This window comes from Anaerotruncus massiliensis (ex Togo et al. 2026) (assembly GCF_030825285.1).
Lineage (GTDB): Bacteria > Bacillota > Clostridia > Oscillospirales > Ruminococcaceae > Anaerotruncus > Anaerotruncus massiliensis.
Genome location: NZ_JAPJQF010000015.1, coordinates 39,159 through 55,379 on the forward strand (window position 1 = coordinate 39,159; position 16,221 = coordinate 55,379).

At 63.7% G+C, this 16,221-nt stretch carries 16 protein-coding genes; 4 read left to right on the plus strand and 12 right to left on the minus strand.

The features are described from left to right. Positions 1 to 246 precede the first annotated feature (246 nt). From RCI06_RS06730 to RCI06_RS06750, 5 genes are all read right to left on the minus strand, one after another. Complete coding sequence (locus RCI06_RS06730) at positions 247 to 849, minus strand: TIGR04100 family radical SAM protein (protein WP_306575178.1); 603 nt, start codon at positions 847 to 849, stop codon at positions 247 to 249. Then, on the minus strand, positions 849 to 1,397 hold the full coding sequence (locus RCI06_RS06735) for a TIGR04002 family protein (RefSeq protein ID WP_101550962.1): 549 nt from the start codon (positions 1,395 to 1,397) through the stop codon (positions 849 to 851). Before RCI06_RS06735 ends, RCI06_RS06730 begins: the two co-directional genes overlap by 1 nt. 3 nt (positions 1,398 to 1,400) lie before the next feature. Next, the gene (locus RCI06_RS06740) at positions 1,401 to 2,249 is read right to left on the minus strand and encodes a pyridoxamine kinase (RefSeq protein WP_306575181.1); all 849 of its coding nucleotides are present in this window, start codon (positions 2,247 to 2,249) and stop codon (positions 1,401 to 1,403) included. Positions 2,250 to 2,493: 244 nt separating this feature from the next. Continuing rightward, on the minus strand, positions 2,494 to 4,713 hold the full coding sequence (locus RCI06_RS06745) for a thiamine pyrophosphate-dependent enzyme (protein ID WP_306575184.1): 2,220 nt from the start codon (positions 4,711 to 4,713) through the stop codon (positions 2,494 to 2,496). Beyond that, the gene (locus tag RCI06_RS06750) at positions 4,713 to 5,807 is read right to left on the minus strand and encodes a 2-oxoacid:acceptor oxidoreductase family protein (protein WP_306575187.1); all 1,095 of its coding nucleotides are present in this window, start codon (positions 5,805 to 5,807) and stop codon (positions 4,713 to 4,715) included. Before RCI06_RS06750 ends, RCI06_RS06745 begins: the two co-directional genes overlap by 1 nt. A gap of 183 nt (positions 5,808 to 5,990) precedes the next feature. Between RCI06_RS06750 and RCI06_RS06755 the strand changes: the two genes are divergently transcribed. Beyond that, a complete protein-coding gene (locus RCI06_RS06755) occupies positions 5,991 to 7,472 on the plus strand; it encodes a DUF1846 domain-containing protein (RefSeq protein ID WP_101550954.1) in 1,482 nt (493 codons plus the stop codon). Between the two features lie 49 nt (positions 7,473 to 7,521). Here the strand turns inward: RCI06_RS06755 and RCI06_RS06760 are convergent, their stop codons facing one another. The 7 genes from RCI06_RS06760 to RCI06_RS06790 form a co-directional block, all read right to left on the minus strand. After that, entirely contained in the window at positions 7,522 to 8,256 is a 735-nt protein-coding gene (locus RCI06_RS06760) for an amino acid ABC transporter ATP-binding protein (protein WP_101550952.1), read from the minus strand. Continuing rightward, on the minus strand, positions 8,256 to 9,017 hold the full coding sequence (locus RCI06_RS06765) for an amino acid ABC transporter permease (RefSeq protein ID WP_101550950.1): 762 nt from the start codon (positions 9,015 to 9,017) through the stop codon (positions 8,256 to 8,258). Before RCI06_RS06765 ends, RCI06_RS06760 begins: the two co-directional genes overlap by 1 nt. A 48-nt stretch (positions 9,018 to 9,065) precedes the next feature. Further along, positions 9,066 to 9,875, minus strand: coding sequence for a transporter substrate-binding domain-containing protein (locus RCI06_RS06770; protein ID WP_306575189.1), 810 nt, complete (start codon positions 9,873 to 9,875; stop codon positions 9,066 to 9,068). A 240-nt stretch (positions 9,876 to 10,115) separates the two neighbouring features. Beyond that, a complete protein-coding gene (gene hydF, locus RCI06_RS06775; protein WP_121585744.1) occupies positions 10,116 to 11,309 on the minus strand; it encodes a [FeFe] hydrogenase H-cluster maturation GTPase HydF in 1,194 nt (397 codons plus the stop codon). A gap of 73 nt (positions 11,310 to 11,382) precedes the next feature. Next, positions 11,383 to 12,795: a [FeFe] hydrogenase H-cluster radical SAM maturase HydG gene (gene hydG / locus RCI06_RS06780; protein ID WP_121585990.1), complete on the minus strand. Its 1,413-nt coding sequence runs from the start codon at positions 12,793 to 12,795 to the stop codon at positions 11,383 to 11,385. 17 nt (positions 12,796 to 12,812) lie between these two features. Then, a complete protein-coding gene (hydE, locus tag RCI06_RS06785; protein WP_101550946.1) occupies positions 12,813 to 13,778 on the minus strand; it encodes a [FeFe] hydrogenase H-cluster radical SAM maturase HydE in 966 nt (321 codons plus the stop codon). Further along, positions 13,765 to 14,034 carry a TM1266 family iron-only hydrogenase system putative regulator gene (locus RCI06_RS06790; RefSeq protein WP_101550943.1) on the minus strand — a complete coding sequence of 90 codons (270 nt, stop codon included), beginning with the start codon at positions 14,032 to 14,034 and terminating at the stop codon, positions 13,765 to 13,767. The genes hydE and RCI06_RS06790 overlap by 14 nt, the downstream gene beginning before the upstream one ends. A 338-nt stretch (positions 14,035 to 14,372) precedes the next feature. Between RCI06_RS06790 and RCI06_RS06795 the strand changes: the two genes are divergently transcribed. The 3 genes from RCI06_RS06795 to RCI06_RS06805 all read left to right on the plus strand — a co-directional run. Continuing rightward, entirely contained in the window at positions 14,373 to 14,819 is a 447-nt protein-coding gene (locus RCI06_RS06795; protein ID WP_121585738.1) for a GNAT family N-acetyltransferase, read from the plus strand. A gap of 98 nt (positions 14,820 to 14,917) precedes the next feature. Continuing rightward, complete coding sequence (locus RCI06_RS06800) at positions 14,918 to 15,502, plus strand: LemA family protein (RefSeq protein WP_276873247.1); 585 nt, start codon at positions 14,918 to 14,920, stop codon at positions 15,500 to 15,502. Between the two features lie 16 nt (positions 15,503 to 15,518). Further along, positions 15,519 to 16,221: YgcG family protein (locus RCI06_RS06805; protein WP_306575194.1), on the plus strand; the 703-nt coding region annotated here is incomplete at its 3' end.

The window sequence follows — 16,221 nt, forward strand, 5'->3', positions numbered from 1 at the left end:
GTGAAAGTCAAGAAGTCGGTATTTATGTGCCTTTCAGAGTGCATATCAAAAACTTTCGGTATAATTATCCTGGGAGGAACAAAACGCTATTCTATAACTCTATTGGAAACAAAAAGCGAGTGAAAAGTGTATTGCTTCTCACTCGCTTTCTGCTGCAACCTCGCTTGCCGGCCGTATAAGTTAGTTTGCTCTCAATACTTCCTTATCGGCTGTCGCGCTTCCCGGAGGCCGCCTTTTTCTGCGTTTCTAGTCGGAAAAATGCCGGATGCGCAGCGGGATGCCCAGCCGCGCGGCCGTCTGCTTGCAGATTTCAATCTCGTCGGGGGGGATGACGTCGACGATCGAAAATTTGACGGCGGGGACGTACCGCTTGCAGTCCACGGCGAACTGTAACATCGCGTCGTAGGCCGCGGGCCCGAAGGAGGGGCGGCAGACGGCGTTGTATTTTTCCGCGTCGGAGGTGTTGAGACTGACCGATACGGTGTCCACGAGCCCCTCGAGCAGGGGGGCGGTGGGTTTGCCGTGGATGAGGTCGCCCAGGCCGTTCGTGTTGACGCGGATCTTCACGCCGCCCACGCCGCGCAGGTACCGGCAGACGGCGAGCAGGGTGTCGAGCGCGCACATCGGCTCGCCGTACCCGCAGAAGATGACCTCCTGATAGGCGGAGAGGTCGTAATCCCCAAAGGCCGCGAGGACCTCTTCGGCGGTGGGGTCGTGGTCGAGCCAGAGGCTTTCGGCCGTGCCGAGCCCCTCCTTTTGGGAACGGATGCAGAAGGTGCAGCGGCAGGGGCATTTGTTGGTCAGGTTGACGTAGAGGCTGTCGCCGTATACATAAAGGATATCTTCCATCACTCGTTCCCCCTGTAAAGCCCAAGCTGTTCTTTCACATTCAACCTGTCGAGCGCGAACGCCGCGAGCAGGAAGACGACCGCGCTTCCGCCCGACTGGACGACGCCCCCCCACAGGGTGACGAGCGGCGCGAGCCAGTTGCCCGAGAAGAGGGCCTCGGCGACGTAATAGCCGGCGTTGGAGACGATCCCCGCGAGCAGCAGGGCGAGCAGGTTGCGCCCGCAGAGGAGCTTTGGGGATTTCGCCGTGAACCAGACGGCGGTGAGGGGCTTGATGATCATCGTGGGGATCATCCAGACCGGGACGCCCGAGACGAAATCCGCGAGCCCCCCGCCGATCGCCGCCGCCGCGCAGGCGTAGGGCATCGGGAGCAGGCCGGCCGCCAGATAGATGAAGGCGTCGCCGAAGTGGATGTAGCCGCCGTTGACGCCGACGGGAATGTGGAAGAGGTAGGCGGTGGTCAGCGTGATCATCGCCGCGAACATCGCGCTGGCGGTCAGCAGCTTATAGGATCTGCGGCTCAGGGCCGCCGAATTCGGACTTGTCATCGTTTATCCTTCCTTTCCGATCAGCAGGTCGAGATGGTTTTCAAAGGGGACGCCTTCGTTGGGATCGGTGCCGTCGGCCTCCGCGTCGGAGATCGCGGCCTCGAGCAGGCGGGCCGCCTTTTCCAGCGCGGCCTCCGCCGTTTCGCCGCGCACCAGCCCGCCGCAGAGAACCGAGGCGAGCAGGTCCCCAGTGCCCGAAAAGCTGCGTCCGCTGCCGACGCTGCGGTTGCCCACCGAGAAGCGCCTGCCCGTCCGCGCGTCGAAGCCCGCGTTGCAGATCAGATCCCCCCGGTGCACGCCGGTGACGATCACCGTGCGCGGCCCCATGCCGGCGAGCCGCTCGGCCAGCTCCCACACCGGCTCGAGGCTTTGCGCCCGCGCGGCGGACGCATAGTCGCCGTCCGCCAGGATGCAGGCCTCGGTGAGGTTGGGGGTGATGACGTCGGCGCGCGCGACAAGGGATTTGAGGGAGTCGCACATCGTCCTGCCGAAGACGGGGTAGAGCTTGCCGTTGTCGCCGAGCACCGGGTCGACGAGCAGCAGCGTCCCGGACAGGTAGAACCGGTCGAGAAACCGCTCGACCATCCGGACCTGCCGCGCTCCGCAGAGAAAGCCGGTGTAGACGCCGTCGAAACGGACGCCGCGCTTTTCCCACTCCCGGGTGAAGGCGTCGAGGTGCCGCGACAGGTCGACGCATGCGTAGCTGGAAAAGCCCGTCTGGTTGCTGAGCACCGCCGTGGGCAGGGGACACGCCTGCACCCCCATCGCGGATAAAACGGGGACCGCCGCCGTCAGCGAGCATTTCCCCAGCCCGGAAAGATCGTGGATCGCCGCCACCTTTGGAACCGCCATGCCTCCGCCTCCTTTTCACTGGTTCCATCATACCGCAGGCTGCCGCAAAAGGGAAACGGCGCGGCAATGCCGCGCCGTCCCGGCGGAATTGTGAAAACCGCACTTCTTTGGCGTGATTATATATGACAAATTTGTGGAATCTCACGGGAATTCAGACGCCGCGGCCGCGCCCGGAAAGCGGCATGGCAAAACTGCACAAAAAGGGCGGCGGGAAACCCGCCGCCCTTCGTGCGATTGGTAGAAACTAGAGCAGTTCGCAGTCGTTGCGCGCCTTGAGGCGCAGCCAGCGGTGGTCGATCTCGTTCTGGATGGCCTGCACGACGTCGGCGTACCGCTCGTTCATGAGGTGTTTGGTGCGCCCCATCATCCCCAGCCAGTCGGCGGCGGGGAGCTTCTTGCCGGCCGCCTCGGGGTCGTAGGTGATTTTGGTGATACCGCGCTCGACCTCGTAGAGGGGGAAATAACAGCAGTCGACGCCCGCCTGGATGACACGGCGTTCGGTGTTCGGCTTGTCGCCCCAGTTGAGCGGGCAGGCGGAGAGCGCCTTGAGGTAGGCCATGCCGTGCTCGGCGGCGTAGGCCTTCGCCTTCGCGGCCTTCTTGAGGAAGTCGGCCGGGTTGCATTCGGCGACCGTCGCGACATAGGGGATGTTGGTGGCCGCCATGATCATCGGCGTGTCCTTGTGGAAGAAGTTTTTGCCGTACTGGTTGGGGCCGACATGGGAGGTCGAGCTCTTCGCGCCCATCGGCGTCGAGTAGGAGAGCTGATAGCCGGTATTCATATAGCCGCCGTTGTCGTACTCGAAGAGGATGAGGTGATTGTTGCGCAGCGCGGTGCCAATGGCGGAGCCCATGCCGATGTCCATGCCGCCGTCGCCGCTCACCATGACGAAGGTGATCTCCCCCTCGGGCAGCTCGCCCCGCTTCTGCCGCTGGCGGCACATCTCGACGAGCCCAGCGAGGGTCGCCGCGCCGTTCTGGAAGAGGTTGTGCACGTAGGGGACGCGGAAGGAGGTCTTGGGGTAGGCGGTCGTGACGACCATGCCGCAGCCGGTCTGGAAGAGCAGCACGACGTTGCCCTCGATGCCGCGCAGCAGGAGGTTCACGTTGACGGGGATGCCGCAGCCGGGGCAGGCGCCGTGGCCGGGGGCGAGGCGCTTGGGCATGGCGGTCGTCTCGTTGACGCGGCCGCCCCTGACGACGGCCTTGCCGTCCTCAAAGACGCAGGTGGTGAGCCCGGGGGAGGCGGCCTCCCCGGTGATCGGCGCGAAATACTGCTGGTTGTCCACCTGCTCGCCCGGATAGCTGCCGAGATAGTCGAAGGCGGGGGCTTTCGTATCATAGCAGCTTTCGATCATCCGCTCGGCGTCCTCGACGTAGAAGTCGAGCCCCCCGAGGCCGTAGACGCGGCTGAGCACCCGCGCGGAAACGCCCGCGCGCTGGAGCGCGGCGCGGATTTCGAGGCTCATGTTGCCGCCTTCTGCGCCGTAGCTGTCCTGCCGGTCGCCGACGAGCACGGTTTTGGCGTTTTTACAGATCGCGGCGAGCTCCTCGCCGGGGAAGGGGCGAAGCACGTTGGTCGTGAAGACGCCCACCTTTTTGCCCTGCGCGCGGAAGCGGTCGGCCGCGACCTTGGCGGTGTGGTAGCTCGAGCCGAGCAGGAAGAGCAGCACCTCCGCGTCGTCCGCGAGGTAGCTTTCGGTTCGGCAATAGGCACGGCCGGAGAGCTTTTCATATTCCGCGAAGATCTCGGGAATCGCCTCGCGCGCCTGCTCCATCGCGAGGTGGAGCTGGAACTTGTTGTTGATGATGTCCGGCTCGTTCATATAGGAGCCGATCGAGACGGGATGCGCGAGGTCGAGGGCGCTGTAGGGCGCGTCGTATTTCCCGACGAACGCCTGCACGTCGGAATCCTCCTCGAACACCTCGCAGCGGCGCTTCTGGTGGCTCGTGAAGAACCCGTCGAACGCGACGATGACGGGCAGCTTCACCCGCTCGGCGAGCTTCAGCGCGCAGATGTTGAAGTCGTAGACCGCCTGCGGGGAGTTGGCAAAGAGGATGACCCAGCCGGTGTTGAGGGTATACATGATGTCGCTGTGGTCCCCCTTGATCGACAACGGCCCCGAGACGGTGCGGCAGGCGACGTTCATGACCATCGGGAAGCGCGTGCCCGACTGGACGGGCAGCTCCTCGAGCGCGTAGAGCAGGCCGTTGGCGGAGGTCGCGTTGAAGACGCGCCCGCCGCCCGTCGACGCGCCGTAGCAGATGCCGGCGGCGCTGTGCTCGCCCTCGGCGGCGATCAGCGAGATGTCGTGCTCGCCGTCCGCCTTCATCTGGTCGAGGAATTCGGCGATCTGGGTGGAGGGGGTGATGGGGTAGTAGCCCATCACATGGTAGTTGATCTGCTTGGCGGCGTAGGCCGCCAATTCGTTACCGCTGTCGAAAAGCACCCGCTGTTTTTTCATCACACAACCCCTCCGTCCACACGTTTTTCATTGAGGAAGCTCTCGCTCGTCACCCACGAGTTGGGCCCCGCGTCCTCGAACTCCATCCGGTCGACGATGAGGTCCTTGTTGCGGACGAACCACTTCTTGTCCGGATGCTCGCGCTCGAGCCCGGCGACGAGCGCCTCGGTCGGGCAGACGTCGACGCACCGCAGGCAGCCCTTGCAGTGGTGGTAGTCGAGCCCAGTGTTGACCATCGCCTTGCGGCCCTTGTACTCGCCGGGCCGGAACTGGAAGACCATGTCGGGGCAGGTGGTGTCGCACAGCCCGCAGTTGATGCACTTCTCCTGGATGAAGAGGGGGATATACCCCTCGCGGGAGGCGGACAGGTCGTTGGACACGGAACTGCCGAACCGGGGGTTCACGCCGCCGAGCGGCGCGTTCCGGTAGCCCCATTTGTCGCGTGCCTCGGTATAGGGGACGGCGGGGAAGCGGCCGTCGTCGGAGAACTGGCGGGAGACGCCCTCGGCGTAGCCGCGGCGGATGCCCTCGAGGTTCTGCTCGCAGAGGGCGGGGTACTTTTTGCCGATCGTCTCGCGCGCGAGGGAGAGCGCCGCGTCGAGCGGGATGAAGCCGGAGGCCCTGACGATCGCGCCGAGCATGACCATGTTGACGCGCGACTTGCAGTCCATGGCGATCTTCTGCGCGTCGACGCAGGTGAGCTCGCCGGCGTGCAGCTTGAGCCGCTCGCGCATTTCGTCGGGGGAGGCGCCGGTATTGACGATCACGCGCGTCTCCTCGGTGACGCCCGCCGTCACCGGCAGCTTGCCCGCCATCGCCTCGTGGAAGAGCCCGAGGATGTGGGGGGATTCGATGGGGCTGTTGACGCGCAGGTCCATGTCCTGCTCGCACCAGCGGATGAAGGCCTTGACGGGGGAACCGCGTTTTTCCGAGCCGTAGCTCGAAAAGGACGCGGAATTGAGCCCCAGATAGACCGCGCCGAGCTCGCCGAGCATCTTTCCGCAGAGGTTGGCGCCCAGCCCGCCGATGCTTTCCAGCCGGATCTCGTAATAGCCGTAGTCGTTTTTGACCGGAAGAACCGTCTTTTCGTTCATTTGCTCACTCCATTCGTTTGCAGGGATGGTTACATTATTTGCCTCTTTCCCAAAAGTATGTATCGGTGGGGAAGGAATCCCCGCCGCGGGATGAAAATACAGAAAAATTGGCGAACTTTCTTGTAAAATCCCCGGGAATTGAGTATAATGGAGAGCGGTAAGTTTTGTGGAGGTTGGAGATTTATGGAGCTGGGTTTTGACAACGAAAAATACCTGCGCACACAGTCGGAGCGCATCCTCGAACGGATCGCGCAGTTCGGCGGCAAGCTGTACCTCGAATTCGGCGGCAAGCTGTTCGACGACTACCACGCGTCCCGCGTGCTGCCGGGCTTCCGGCCGGACAGCAAGGTGAAGATGCTGCTTGAACTGAAGGACGAGGTGGAGATCGTCATCGTCATCAACGCCTCGGACATCGAAAAGAACAAGCTGCGCGGCGACCTGGGCATCACCTACGACCTCGACGTGCTCCGCCTGATCGACGCGTTCCGCAGCATCGGACTCTACGTGGGCAGCGTGGTGATCTCCCAGTACAGCGCCCAGCCCGCGGCCGACGCCTTCCAGAAGCGGATGGAGAGCCTCGGCGTCAAGGTCTACCGCCACTACCCGATCGCGGGCTATCCCTCCAACGTGCCCCTCATCGTCAGCGACGAGGGCTACGGCAAAAACGAATACATCGAAACGAGCCGTTCGCTCGTGGTCGTCACTGCGCCCGGCCCGGGCAGCGGGAAAATGGCGACCTGCCTCTCCCAGCTCTACCACGAATACAAGCGCGGCGTGAAGGCCGGTTACGCGAAGTTTGAGACCTTCCCGATCTGGAACCTGCCGCTCAAGCATCCGGTCAACCTCGCCTACGAGGCGGCGACCGCCGACCTCAACGACGTCAATATGATCGACCCCTTCCACCTCGAGGCTTACGGGGTCACCACGGTCAACTACAACCGCGACGTGGAGGTGTTCCCCGTCCTCCGGTCGATCTTCGAGAAGCTCGCGGGCGTCTCCCCCTACAAATCCCCGACGGACATGGGCGTCAACATGGTGGGCAGCTGCATCACCGACGACGGGGTGGTCTGCGCGGCCGCCCGGCAGGAGATCATCCGCCGCTATTACAGCGTGCTCTGCGAGCAGCGCCAGGGCCTCGCCGACGCGGACATGGTCTACAAGGTGGAGCTGCTCATGAACCAGGCGGGGGTGTCGACCTCCGACCGCCCGGTGATCGCCCCGGCGCTGAAAAAGGCGGAGGAGACGGGGATGCCCGCCGCCTCCATCCAGCTCGCGGACGGCCGCATCGTCACGGGCAAGACCTCGGCCCTGCTCGGCGCGTCGGCGGCGGTGCTGCTCAACGCCCTCAAGGCGCTCGGCGGCATCCAGCACGACATCCACCTGATTTCGCCGATCATCATCGAGCCGATCCAGAACCTCAAGACCAAGCACCTCGGCAACCACAACCCGCGGCTCCACACCGACGAGATCCTCGTCGCGCTGTCGATCTGCGCGGCGACCAACCCGACGGCGGAGCTCGCGATGCGCCAGCTCCAGAAGCTGCGCGGCTGCGAGGCGCACTCGACGGTCATCCTCTCCCACGTGGACGGGGACACCTTCCGCAAGCTGGGGCTCAACCTCACCTGCGAACCGCAGTACCAGACCAAAAAGCTCTATCACAAATAAACGAAAAAAGGCCGCCGGCAATGCCGGCGGCCTTTTTGATCCGTTTTTTCTATGCGAGGTAGCGCGAGAGGAACTCCCGCGTGCGCTCGTTTTTGGGGGCGGTGAAAATCTGCTCGGGCGGGCCCTCCTCGAGGATGATGCCGCTGTCCATGAAGACGACGCGGGAGGAGACCTCACGGGCGAAGCCCATCTCGTGGGTGACGACGATCATCGTGAGGCCCGACTTGGCCAGATCCTTCATGACCGCGAGCACGCCGCCGACCATCTCGGGGTCGAGCGCGGAGGTCGGCTCGTCGAAGAGGAGGACCTCCGGGTCCATGCAGAGCGCCCGCGCGATCGCGACGCGCTGCCGCTGGCCGCCCGAGAGCTGGGCGGGGGAGGCGCCGATGAAGCTGGACATGCCCACCGTGGCGAGCAGCTGCTCCGCCTTCTTCTGGCTCTCCTCCTTGCTGCGCTTCAGCACGGTCATCTGGCCGATCATGCAGTTCTTCAGCACGCTCATGTTGTTGAAGAGGTTGAAGGACTGGAAGACCATGCCAACCTTGGCGCGGTGCTTGTTGACGTCGAGCTCCCCCTTGAGGATATCCTTGCCGTGGAGGAGGATCTCGCCGTCGTCGGGGATCTCAAGCAGGTTGATGCACCGGAGCAGGGTGGACTTGCCGCTGCCGGACGAGCCGATAACGGTGATCACGTCCCCCTTGTCGATGTGGAAGTTGATGTCGTCGAGGACGCGCAGCTCGCCAAAGTGCTTTTTGAGGTTTTTGATCTCCACGATGTGTTCCATCACTGCGCCCCTCCTTCCGGTTTGATGCGCGCCTCGGGCACCGTCTGCGAGGTCGGATAGCTGGAGGGCGGGCGGTGCATGCGGATTTCGATCGCGCGCAGGATGCGGGTGGTCGTAAAGGTGAGCACCAGATAGACCAGCGCGGTCACGAGGAAGGTGTCGGTGAACTTGAAGATGCTGCCCGCGATCTTGTTGGACTGGAAGAACAGCTCGGTCACCGAGATGGCGTTGAGCACCGAGGAGTCCTTGATGTTGACGACGAACTCGTTGCCGATGGCGGGGAAGGCGTTTTTGACGCCCTGCGGCAGTACGACGTGGAACATCGTCTGCGCGGGGGTCATGCCGATGCTGCGCGCGGCCTCGGTCTGGCCGACGTCGACCGACTGGAGCCCGGAGCGCAGGATCTCCGCCATGTAGGCGCCGGTGTTGATCGAGATGATGCAGATGCCGGCGACGGTGGTGTCCCAGTTGAAGACCGGCTTGAGGCCGTAGTAGAGGAAGACCGCCTGCACCATCATCGGGGTGCCGCGGAAGAACTCCACATAGACGCAGGTGATGAAATAGACGATCTTTTTGACCGCCTTGGCGACGCCGGAATCCCGCGACTCGCTTTTGGAGCAGACCGACCGCACGCTGCCGACGACCAGGCCGATCAGCAGGCCGATGACGGTGCCGGTGATGGACAGAAGCAGGGTCGTCTTGATGCCGGCCCAGAACATCGGCCAGTATTTGACGGCGATATCAATTGCAGATGCAAACATGGTCACACAATCCTATCTTTCGTACTTTCGGACGGCGTGCGCCGTGGATCATTCCTGCGCAGGCTGGCGCCCGGTCGCTTCGATCATCCACTGCTGGCGGGTCTCCTCGGTGATGCTGTCGAGCGCCTTCTGAATCTCGTCGAGCAGCTCGGTGTTGCCCTTCTTGACCGCGATTGAAACGGAGGTGTCGGCCTCAAAGCCCTTGTCCGCGTCGAACTCGACGTAGGTCAAGTCGGAGTTGCTGCTGGTGACGCCGACCGCCACGGGCAGCTCGGCGGTCAGCGCGTCGACCTCGCCGTTCTGGAGCGCGACGACCATCAGCGGGTAGGTCGCGAGCGGGGTGACGTGGTCGACCCCGTCGATCTGATCGATGACGTCGTCGTAGATGGTGTTGAGCTGGCCCTGGACCTTGCGGCCGGAGAGCTGCTGGATGTCGGTAATGCCGGCCAGGTCGCTGTCCTTGCGGACGATGACGACCATCTTGCTCTCATAGTAGGGGGTGGTGAAGTCGACGTTCTGTTTCCGCTCGGGGGTGGCGGTCATGCCCGCGATGATCGCGTCGATCTCGCCGTTGTTGACGGCGGGCTCGAGGCCTTCCCAGGCGATCGGCTTGACGACCAGGGTGCGGCCGAGCTTCTCGGCGATGTATTTGCCCATGACGACGTCGTAGCCGTCCGCGTAGGAGGCGTTGCCGATGTCGACGGCGGTGTCGGTCTTTTCGAGCTGGGTCCAGTTGAAGGGGGCGTAGGCGCACTCCATTCCGATCGTGAAGGTCTTCTCCTCGGCGGGCTTGGAGCCGCAGCCCGCGGCCGCGAGCAGCACCAGGGTCGCCAAAACGAGAGCAAGTACTCTTTTCATTTTAATCCTCTCCCATATTAAACATTCTTGCAACACAAGAAAAGGCGCTAAGCCTTTGAGATACAGTTTATGCAATCAGAGCGGTAAAGTCAAGGGGATTTGGGCCTATTTGCATCTTTTCCGGGAAAGTCTTGCAGAATCCGCCCAAATTTACCGGCTGCGGAGGGGAAAAATGCAAATATCCGTGCAGAAAAAGGCCGCCTTCGGCGGCCTTTTTGCAGGATGCTGCACGGTTGCGATTCAGCGGTAGCTGATCTTGTCGAGGATGCCGCCGAGCTTGGCGAGCGCGACCCCGTAGTTGGTGATCGGGACCCCCGCCGCGCGGGCCCGTTCGATGCGGGAGAGGACGTAGCGGCGGTTGAACATGCAGGCGCCGCAGTGGATGATCAGATTGTAGCCGCTGAGATCCTCCGGGAAGTCGGGGCCGCTGACCACGTCGACGGCGAGGGCTTCGCCCACCCGCCTGCGCAGCAGGCGGGGGAGCTTGACGCGCCCGATGTCCTCTTCGAGGGGGGCGTGGGTGCACGCCTCGGCGATGAGCACGCGGGAATCGGGGGTGAGCGCGTCGATCGCGGCGGCCCCCTCGACGAAGGAGGCGATGTCCCCCTTGACGGCCGCCATCAGCACCGAAAAGGAGGTGAGCAGGCTTTCGGGCGGCTTTTTCTGGTAGACGGCGGGGAAGACCTGCGAGTCGGTGATGATGAGGCGGGGCGGCTCCCGCAGGGCCGCGAGGCCCTCGTCGAGCTTGTCGGCCGTGACCGACAGCACGACGCAGCGGTTGTCGAGCAGGTCGCGGATCGTCTGTACCTGCGGCAGGATGAGGCGGCCCTTGGGCGCCTGGATGTCCTGCGGCATGACGAGCAGGACGACGTCCCCCTCGCCGACGAGTCCGGCGGTGATGCTCTTTTTTTCGTAATCCTCGGGCAGCTGGCGAATGACCGCCTCGATCACGTCCTTGACGCCGGTGCGCTCCTTTGCGGAGACGACGATGGGGAAGAGGGAGAACGCGTCATGGATCGCCCTGGCGATCTCGGAGACGTTGCCGAGCAGATCGGCCTTGTTGATGACGGCGACGACCGGCGTGCCGCGTTCCTGCAGCGCCCCGATCCAGTCGGCCTCCAGAGAGACGTCCGCCTCGCAGAAGACGACGATCGCCACGTCGGTCTTTTCGAGCGCGTCGCGCGTGCGCCGGACGCGCAGCGCGCCGAGCTCCCCCTCGTCGTCGAAGCCGGCGGTGTCGATCAGCATGCAGGGCCCGATGCCGTGGATCTCCATCGCCTTGTAGACGGGGTCGGTCGTCGTGCCCGCGACCTCGGAGGTGAGGGCGGTGTCCTGGTTGGTGATCGCGTTGATAAGGGAGGATTTGCCGCTGTTGCGCTTGCCGAAGATGCCGATGTGCAGCCGGTTGGCGCTGGGGGTTGTTGTCAGGCTCATGGAATGGCACTCCTTTTATATGATGCGGTTTCGTGTCCGTCCCCGGCGCCATTGACGGGGGCGGACGGCCCGGTCAGAACCGAAAATCGCGCTTGCCCGCGGCGATGTCCGCCAGGTGCTCCACGGTGAGGCGGCGGACCTTCTCGTTGGGGATGAGGGGGATCGTGTCCGCGATCATCTTTTCGCCCTTGGCCTTCGTCTCGGGGGAGGCGTAGTCCTCGAGGTACTCCTTGAGGGTCATGAGCGCGTTGGGGTCGCAGCAGTTGCCGATCTGCTGGTTTTTGACAAGGGTCATGAACCGGTCGCCGGTGCGTCCCTCACGGTAGCAGGCGGTGCAGAAGCTCGGGATGTGGCCGAGGTCGAGCAGCCAGCCCACCACCTCGTCGAGGGTGCGGTTGTCGCTGACGTCGAACTGGGCGGAGTTCTCCTCCTCGGCCTCGGCGTAGCCGCCGACGCTCGTCCGGGAGGCGCCGGAGATCTGCGAGATGCCCAGGTGGAGCACCTTTTCGCGGGTCCTCTGCGATTCGCGCGTCGAGATGATCATGCCGGTGTAGGGGACGGCGACACGCAGCACGGCGACGATCTTCTGGAAGATCTCGTCCGAGATGGCGTTGTTGAACTCGTCGGGGTCGATGTCGTCGGCGGTGCGCACGCGGGGCACGCTGATCGTGTGCGGGCCGACGCCGAAGACCGCCTCGAGGTGCTCGGCGTGCATGAGCAGGCCGACAAAGTCGTATTTATAGAGGTTGAGCCCAAAGAGCACGCCGCAGCCCACGTCGTCGATACCGCCCTCCATCGCGCGGTCCATCGCCTCGGTGTGGTAGGCATAGTTGCTCTTCGGCCCCGCCGGGTGCAGGTATTCGTAGGACTCTTTATTATAGGTCTCCTGGAAGAGGATATACGTCCCGATGCCCGCCTCCTTGAGGCGGCGGTAGTTTTCGACCGTCGTGGCGGCGATGTTGACGTTCACGCGGCGGATCGCGCCGTTTTTGTGCTTGATGCCGTAGATCGTCTTGATGCTCTCGAGCACGTATTCGATCGGGCAGTTGACGGGGTCCTCGCCCGTCTCGAGCGCGAGGCGCTTGTGGCCCATGTCCTGGAGCGCGACGACCTCCCGCACGATGTCCTCCTGGGAGAGCTGCTTGCGGGCGATGTGCTTGTTGTGGTGGTGGTAGGGGCAGTAGCGGCACTCGTTGACGCAGTAGTTGGAGAGGTAGAGGGGGGCAAACATGACGATGCGGTTGCCGTAGTTTTTCTTCTTGATGTCCATCGCGAGCGCGTAGATTTTTTCTATGTAGGCGGGGTCTTCACATTCGAGAAGCACCGCCGCCTCGCGGTGGGAGAGGCCCTTCAGCGTTGCGGCCTTCTCCAGGATCTGATCGATGAGGGGGAAATTCGCCTTGTTCTGTTCGGCGTACTCGAGCGTCTCCCTGATCTCAGCGTCGTCGATAAATTCGGTTGCGACCTTCGACTTCGGATTGTACATTTTCATTCAACCTTTCTTTACTGCGGTATTTTTCCCAGACCGCGGATCATATTTTCCAGCTCGGCGCGCTCGGCCTTGATATCGGTATGTCCGAGCGCGGCGGGATAGATTTCATATTTCTGCTTGTAGGCGTCGGGCGTCACCTTGCGCATGATGACGTTCGCCCCGCAGGAGAAGACGTCGTTTTTTTCCTTCCCGTCGATCACCCCGAGGGAGGTGGTGGCGGGCAGGTTCGCCTTCGGCAGCAGCAGCCGCGCGAGCGCGACCGCCCGCTTGGTGAGCTCGGTGCTCCCGTGCGGCAGGTCCCGCAGCGGCGTGTCCGGGTGGGGGATGAAGGGCCCGATGCCCGCCATGTCGCAGCCGATCTCGCGCAGCAGCAGCAGGTCGCGCGCGACCGTCTCGTTCGTCTGGCCGGGCAGCCCGATCATGAACCCGCTGCCCGTCTCGAACCCGAGGGCCTTGAGGGTTTTCAGGCAGGCGACCCGCTCGGAGAGGGTGCCGCAGGGGTGCAGCGAATCGTAGAGGACGGGGTCGGCGGTCTCGTGCTTGAGCAGGTAGCGGTCGGCCCCGCACGCCCGCAGGTGCGCGTAGTCCTCCCGCGGCATCTCGCCGCAGCTCACCGTCACCGCCAGTCCCGTCCGCTTGATCTCCCGGACGATCTCCCCGAGCAGCGCGGAGGTAAAAAACGGGTCCTCGCCCGACTGGAGCACGATCGTTTTGTAGCCCGCCTCCCAGGCGGCGCGGGCGGAATCAACCATCTCCTCCGGCGTCATGCGGTAGCGGTCGCAGGCCGCGTTCCTGCTGTTGAGCCCGCAATAGCGGCACTGCCGCCTGCAGTGGTTGGAGAATTCGAGGATAGCGCGGATGTGCACCACGTCCCCGACCGCCTCCCGACGGACCCGGTCGGCCTCCCGGTAGACGGGGGAGAAGTCCTGTAAAGTGAGAAGCCCTGCCAGCCCGGAAACCGTGTCATTCAGCGTCATGCGGGGGACCTCCTGCCTTGGAATAGACCGTCTTGATGCTGACGCCGGGGAGCATCCCGAGCTTGCCCGAAAGGGAGCTGATCACGTTGTTCGGCGCGTCGACGACCACGCTGATGATGCTGACGTCTTTCGCGTGGTAGGGGATGCCCATCCGTCCGACGATGCAGCCCGCGAATTCGTGCAGGATGGCGTTGAGCCGGTCCGCCGCCCGCATGTCCTCCACGATGATGCCGATCAGGGCGATTCTTGTTTCCATCCGTCAGCCTTCCTTTCCGAAGCGGCCGCGTCTCCGCCGCCAAAAAAAGCGCCGCGTCCCCAAAGGCGCGGCGCCGCGTTTGCAGCACAAAAATACCACCGCCTTCTCCGCCGGGCCGAACCCGCGCGCTTTAGAACGATTTACCTGAAAAGCCTTGATCCGCGGGAGCCCCCTTGGACGCAGGCGATGAAATTGTACCGGATATTTCCCGTTGGCAACATTATAGCACGGGTGGGCGGAATTGGCAAGGGAGGCCGGGGACGTCCGGGCGGAGTTGCAAAACGGGACGGAATTGGGTATACTGTTGCCAAATATCAAGGAACAGGAGCATGAATAACATGATCAGGAAGCTGACCCCGCAGGACAAAACGGATTTTCTCACGCTGCTCGATGAATTTTACCATTCGCCGGCCGTGCTGCACCCCGTCCCGGCGCATTTTTTTGAACGCACCTACGAGCAGGCGGTCTCGGACAGCCCCTATGTGGACGTCTTCCTCCTCGAGCAGGAGGGGAAGCTCGCCGGCTACGGGCAGGTGTCCCTCACCTGGTCGACCGAGGCGGGCGGCATGGTCGTGCTGCTCGAGGAGCTCTACCTGCGTCCCGAATTCCAGGGGAAGGGGCTCGGCAGCGCGTATTTTTCCTTTGTCAGCGAATACTATGCGGGGAGGGCGGCGCGCTTCCGCCTCGAGGTGGAGCCGGATAACGAAGGCGCGCGCAGGCTCTACGGCCGCCTCGGCTACGAAGAGCTGCCCTATGTCCAGATGGTCCGCGAACTGGGAAAATGAACGGTCTGTGACGGATTCGTGAATTCACGGGCGGCCCGCTTGTACGGGACGCCGGGTTGTGCTAGGATGGTGGCAGGCCAAAAGAAAGGAACGATAAGATGAAAAAAATGTCTACCGGCGTGGTCGTCCTGATCGCGGTTCTCGCGATCATCGTGATCATCGGTGTCTCCCTTGTCGGGGGGTATAACGGCATCGCCGCGGCGCGCGAAAACGTCGACACCCAGCAGGCGGCGATCCAGACCCAGCTTCAGCGCAGGGCCGACCTGATCCCCAACCTCGTCAACACGGTCAAGGGGCTGGCGGCGCAGGAGCAGTCGGTCATCGACAGCGTCACCGAGGCGCGCGCGCAGCTGGCGGGCGCGCAGGGCATGGGGATGGAGGAGCTGGCCGCGGCCAACGACAATCTCTCCAGCGCGCTCTCCCGGCTGCTGATGGTCGTGGAGAACTATCCGGAGATCCAGTCGAGCCAGGGGTATATCTCGCTGATGGATGAGCTCGCGGGCACCGAGAACCGCATCTCGGTCGCGCGCAACGACTACAACGACGCGGTCAAGAGCTACAACAGCAGGATCATCACCTTCCCGAACCGCCTGGTCGCCGGCATGTTCGGATTCGAGAAGGCGGAGTACTTCACCGCGCCCGAGTCGGCGCAGTCTGCGCCGGACGTGGATTTCGGCGCGTAAGCGGAGAGGGACGGGCATGAAAAAGACAGCAGCCATTCTCGCGGCGCTCCTGCTTGTGGCGGCGGCGCTCTGCGGCGCCGCCTATCCGAGCCCGACCAGCGACTTCTTTGTAAACGACTACGCCGGCGTGCTTTCGCCGGACACCAAAGCGTATATCATGGAGCAGTCCGCCTCCCTTGCGCAGGAGACGGGCGCGCAGATCGTCGTGCTGACGGTGCGGTCGCTCGACGGCGAGGACCCGGCGTCCTATGCGCTGAACGTGGGCCGCCAGTGGGGCATCGGCGACGGGGAGAAGGACAACGGCCTGCTCCTTCTGCTCGCGCCCGACGACGGGGAGATCCGCGTCGAGGTGGGGCGGGGTCTGGAGGGCGCGCTCAACGACGCGAAGGTCGGCCGCATGATCGACGCCTACGCGCTCGAAAGCTACAAGGCGGGCGATTTTGACGCGGGGACCCGCGAGCTCTACAGCGCCCTGCTCTCCGAGACGATGGTGGAGTACGGTCTCGAGGCGCTGCCCGGTTACGAGCCGCGCGACTATGGGGAGGATTCCCGCGAGGGAAACTTCGCCGGGGCGCTCGTGGTCTTCTTTGTCATGATCGCGGTCGTGATGCTCTTCATGCGCGGCGGCCGTCACCGCGGGCGCCGGCACTGGGACGACGACGACTTCCACGGCGGGCCGTTCATCGGGGGCTTCTTCGGCGGCGGGTTCGGCGGCGGAG

Coding starts and splice junctions, on each gene's coding strand:
- RCI06_RS06730 (WP_306575178.1), bottom strand. CDS start 849: ATGGAAGATATCCTTTATGTATACGGCGACAGCCTCTACGTCAACCTG.
- RCI06_RS06735 (WP_101550962.1), bottom strand. CDS start 1,397: ATGACAAGTCCGAATTCGGCGGCCCTGAGCCGCAGATCCTATAAGCTG.
- RCI06_RS06740 (WP_306575181.1), bottom strand. CDS start 2,249: ATGGCGGTTCCAAAGGTGGCGGCGATCCACGATCTTTCCGGGCTGGGG.
- RCI06_RS06745 (WP_306575184.1), bottom strand. CDS start 4,713: ATGAAAAAACAGCGGGTGCTTTTCGACAGCGGTAACGAATTGGCGGCC.
- RCI06_RS06750 (WP_306575187.1), bottom strand. CDS start 5,807: ATGAACGAAAAGACGGTTCTTCCGGTCAAAAACGACTACGGCTATTAC.
- RCI06_RS06755 (WP_101550954.1), top strand. CDS start 5,991: ATGGAGCTGGGTTTTGACAACGAAAAATACCTGCGCACACAGTCGGAG.
- RCI06_RS06760 (WP_101550952.1), bottom strand. CDS start 8,256: ATGGAACACATCGTGGAGATCAAAAACCTCAAAAAGCACTTTGGCGAG.
- RCI06_RS06765 (WP_101550950.1), bottom strand. CDS start 9,017: ATGTTTGCATCTGCAATTGATATCGCCGTCAAATACTGGCCGATGTTC.
- RCI06_RS06770 (WP_306575189.1), bottom strand. CDS start 9,875: ATGAAAAGAGTACTTGCTCTCGTTTTGGCGACCCTGGTGCTGCTCGCG.
- hydF (WP_121585744.1), bottom strand. CDS start 11,309: ATGAGCCTGACAACAACCCCCAGCGCCAACCGGCTGCACATCGGCATC.
- hydG (WP_121585990.1), bottom strand. CDS start 12,795: ATGTACAATCCGAAGTCGAAGGTCGCAACCGAATTTATCGACGACGCT.
- hydE (WP_101550946.1), bottom strand. CDS start 13,778: ATGACGCTGAATGACACGGTTTCCGGGCTGGCAGGGCTTCTCACTTTA.
- RCI06_RS06790 (WP_101550943.1), bottom strand. CDS start 14,034: ATGGAAACAAGAATCGCCCTGATCGGCATCATCGTGGAGGACATGCGG.
- RCI06_RS06795 (WP_121585738.1), top strand. CDS start 14,373: ATGATCAGGAAGCTGACCCCGCAGGACAAAACGGATTTTCTCACGCTG.
- RCI06_RS06800 (WP_276873247.1), top strand. CDS start 14,918: ATGAAAAAAATGTCTACCGGCGTGGTCGTCCTGATCGCGGTTCTCGCG.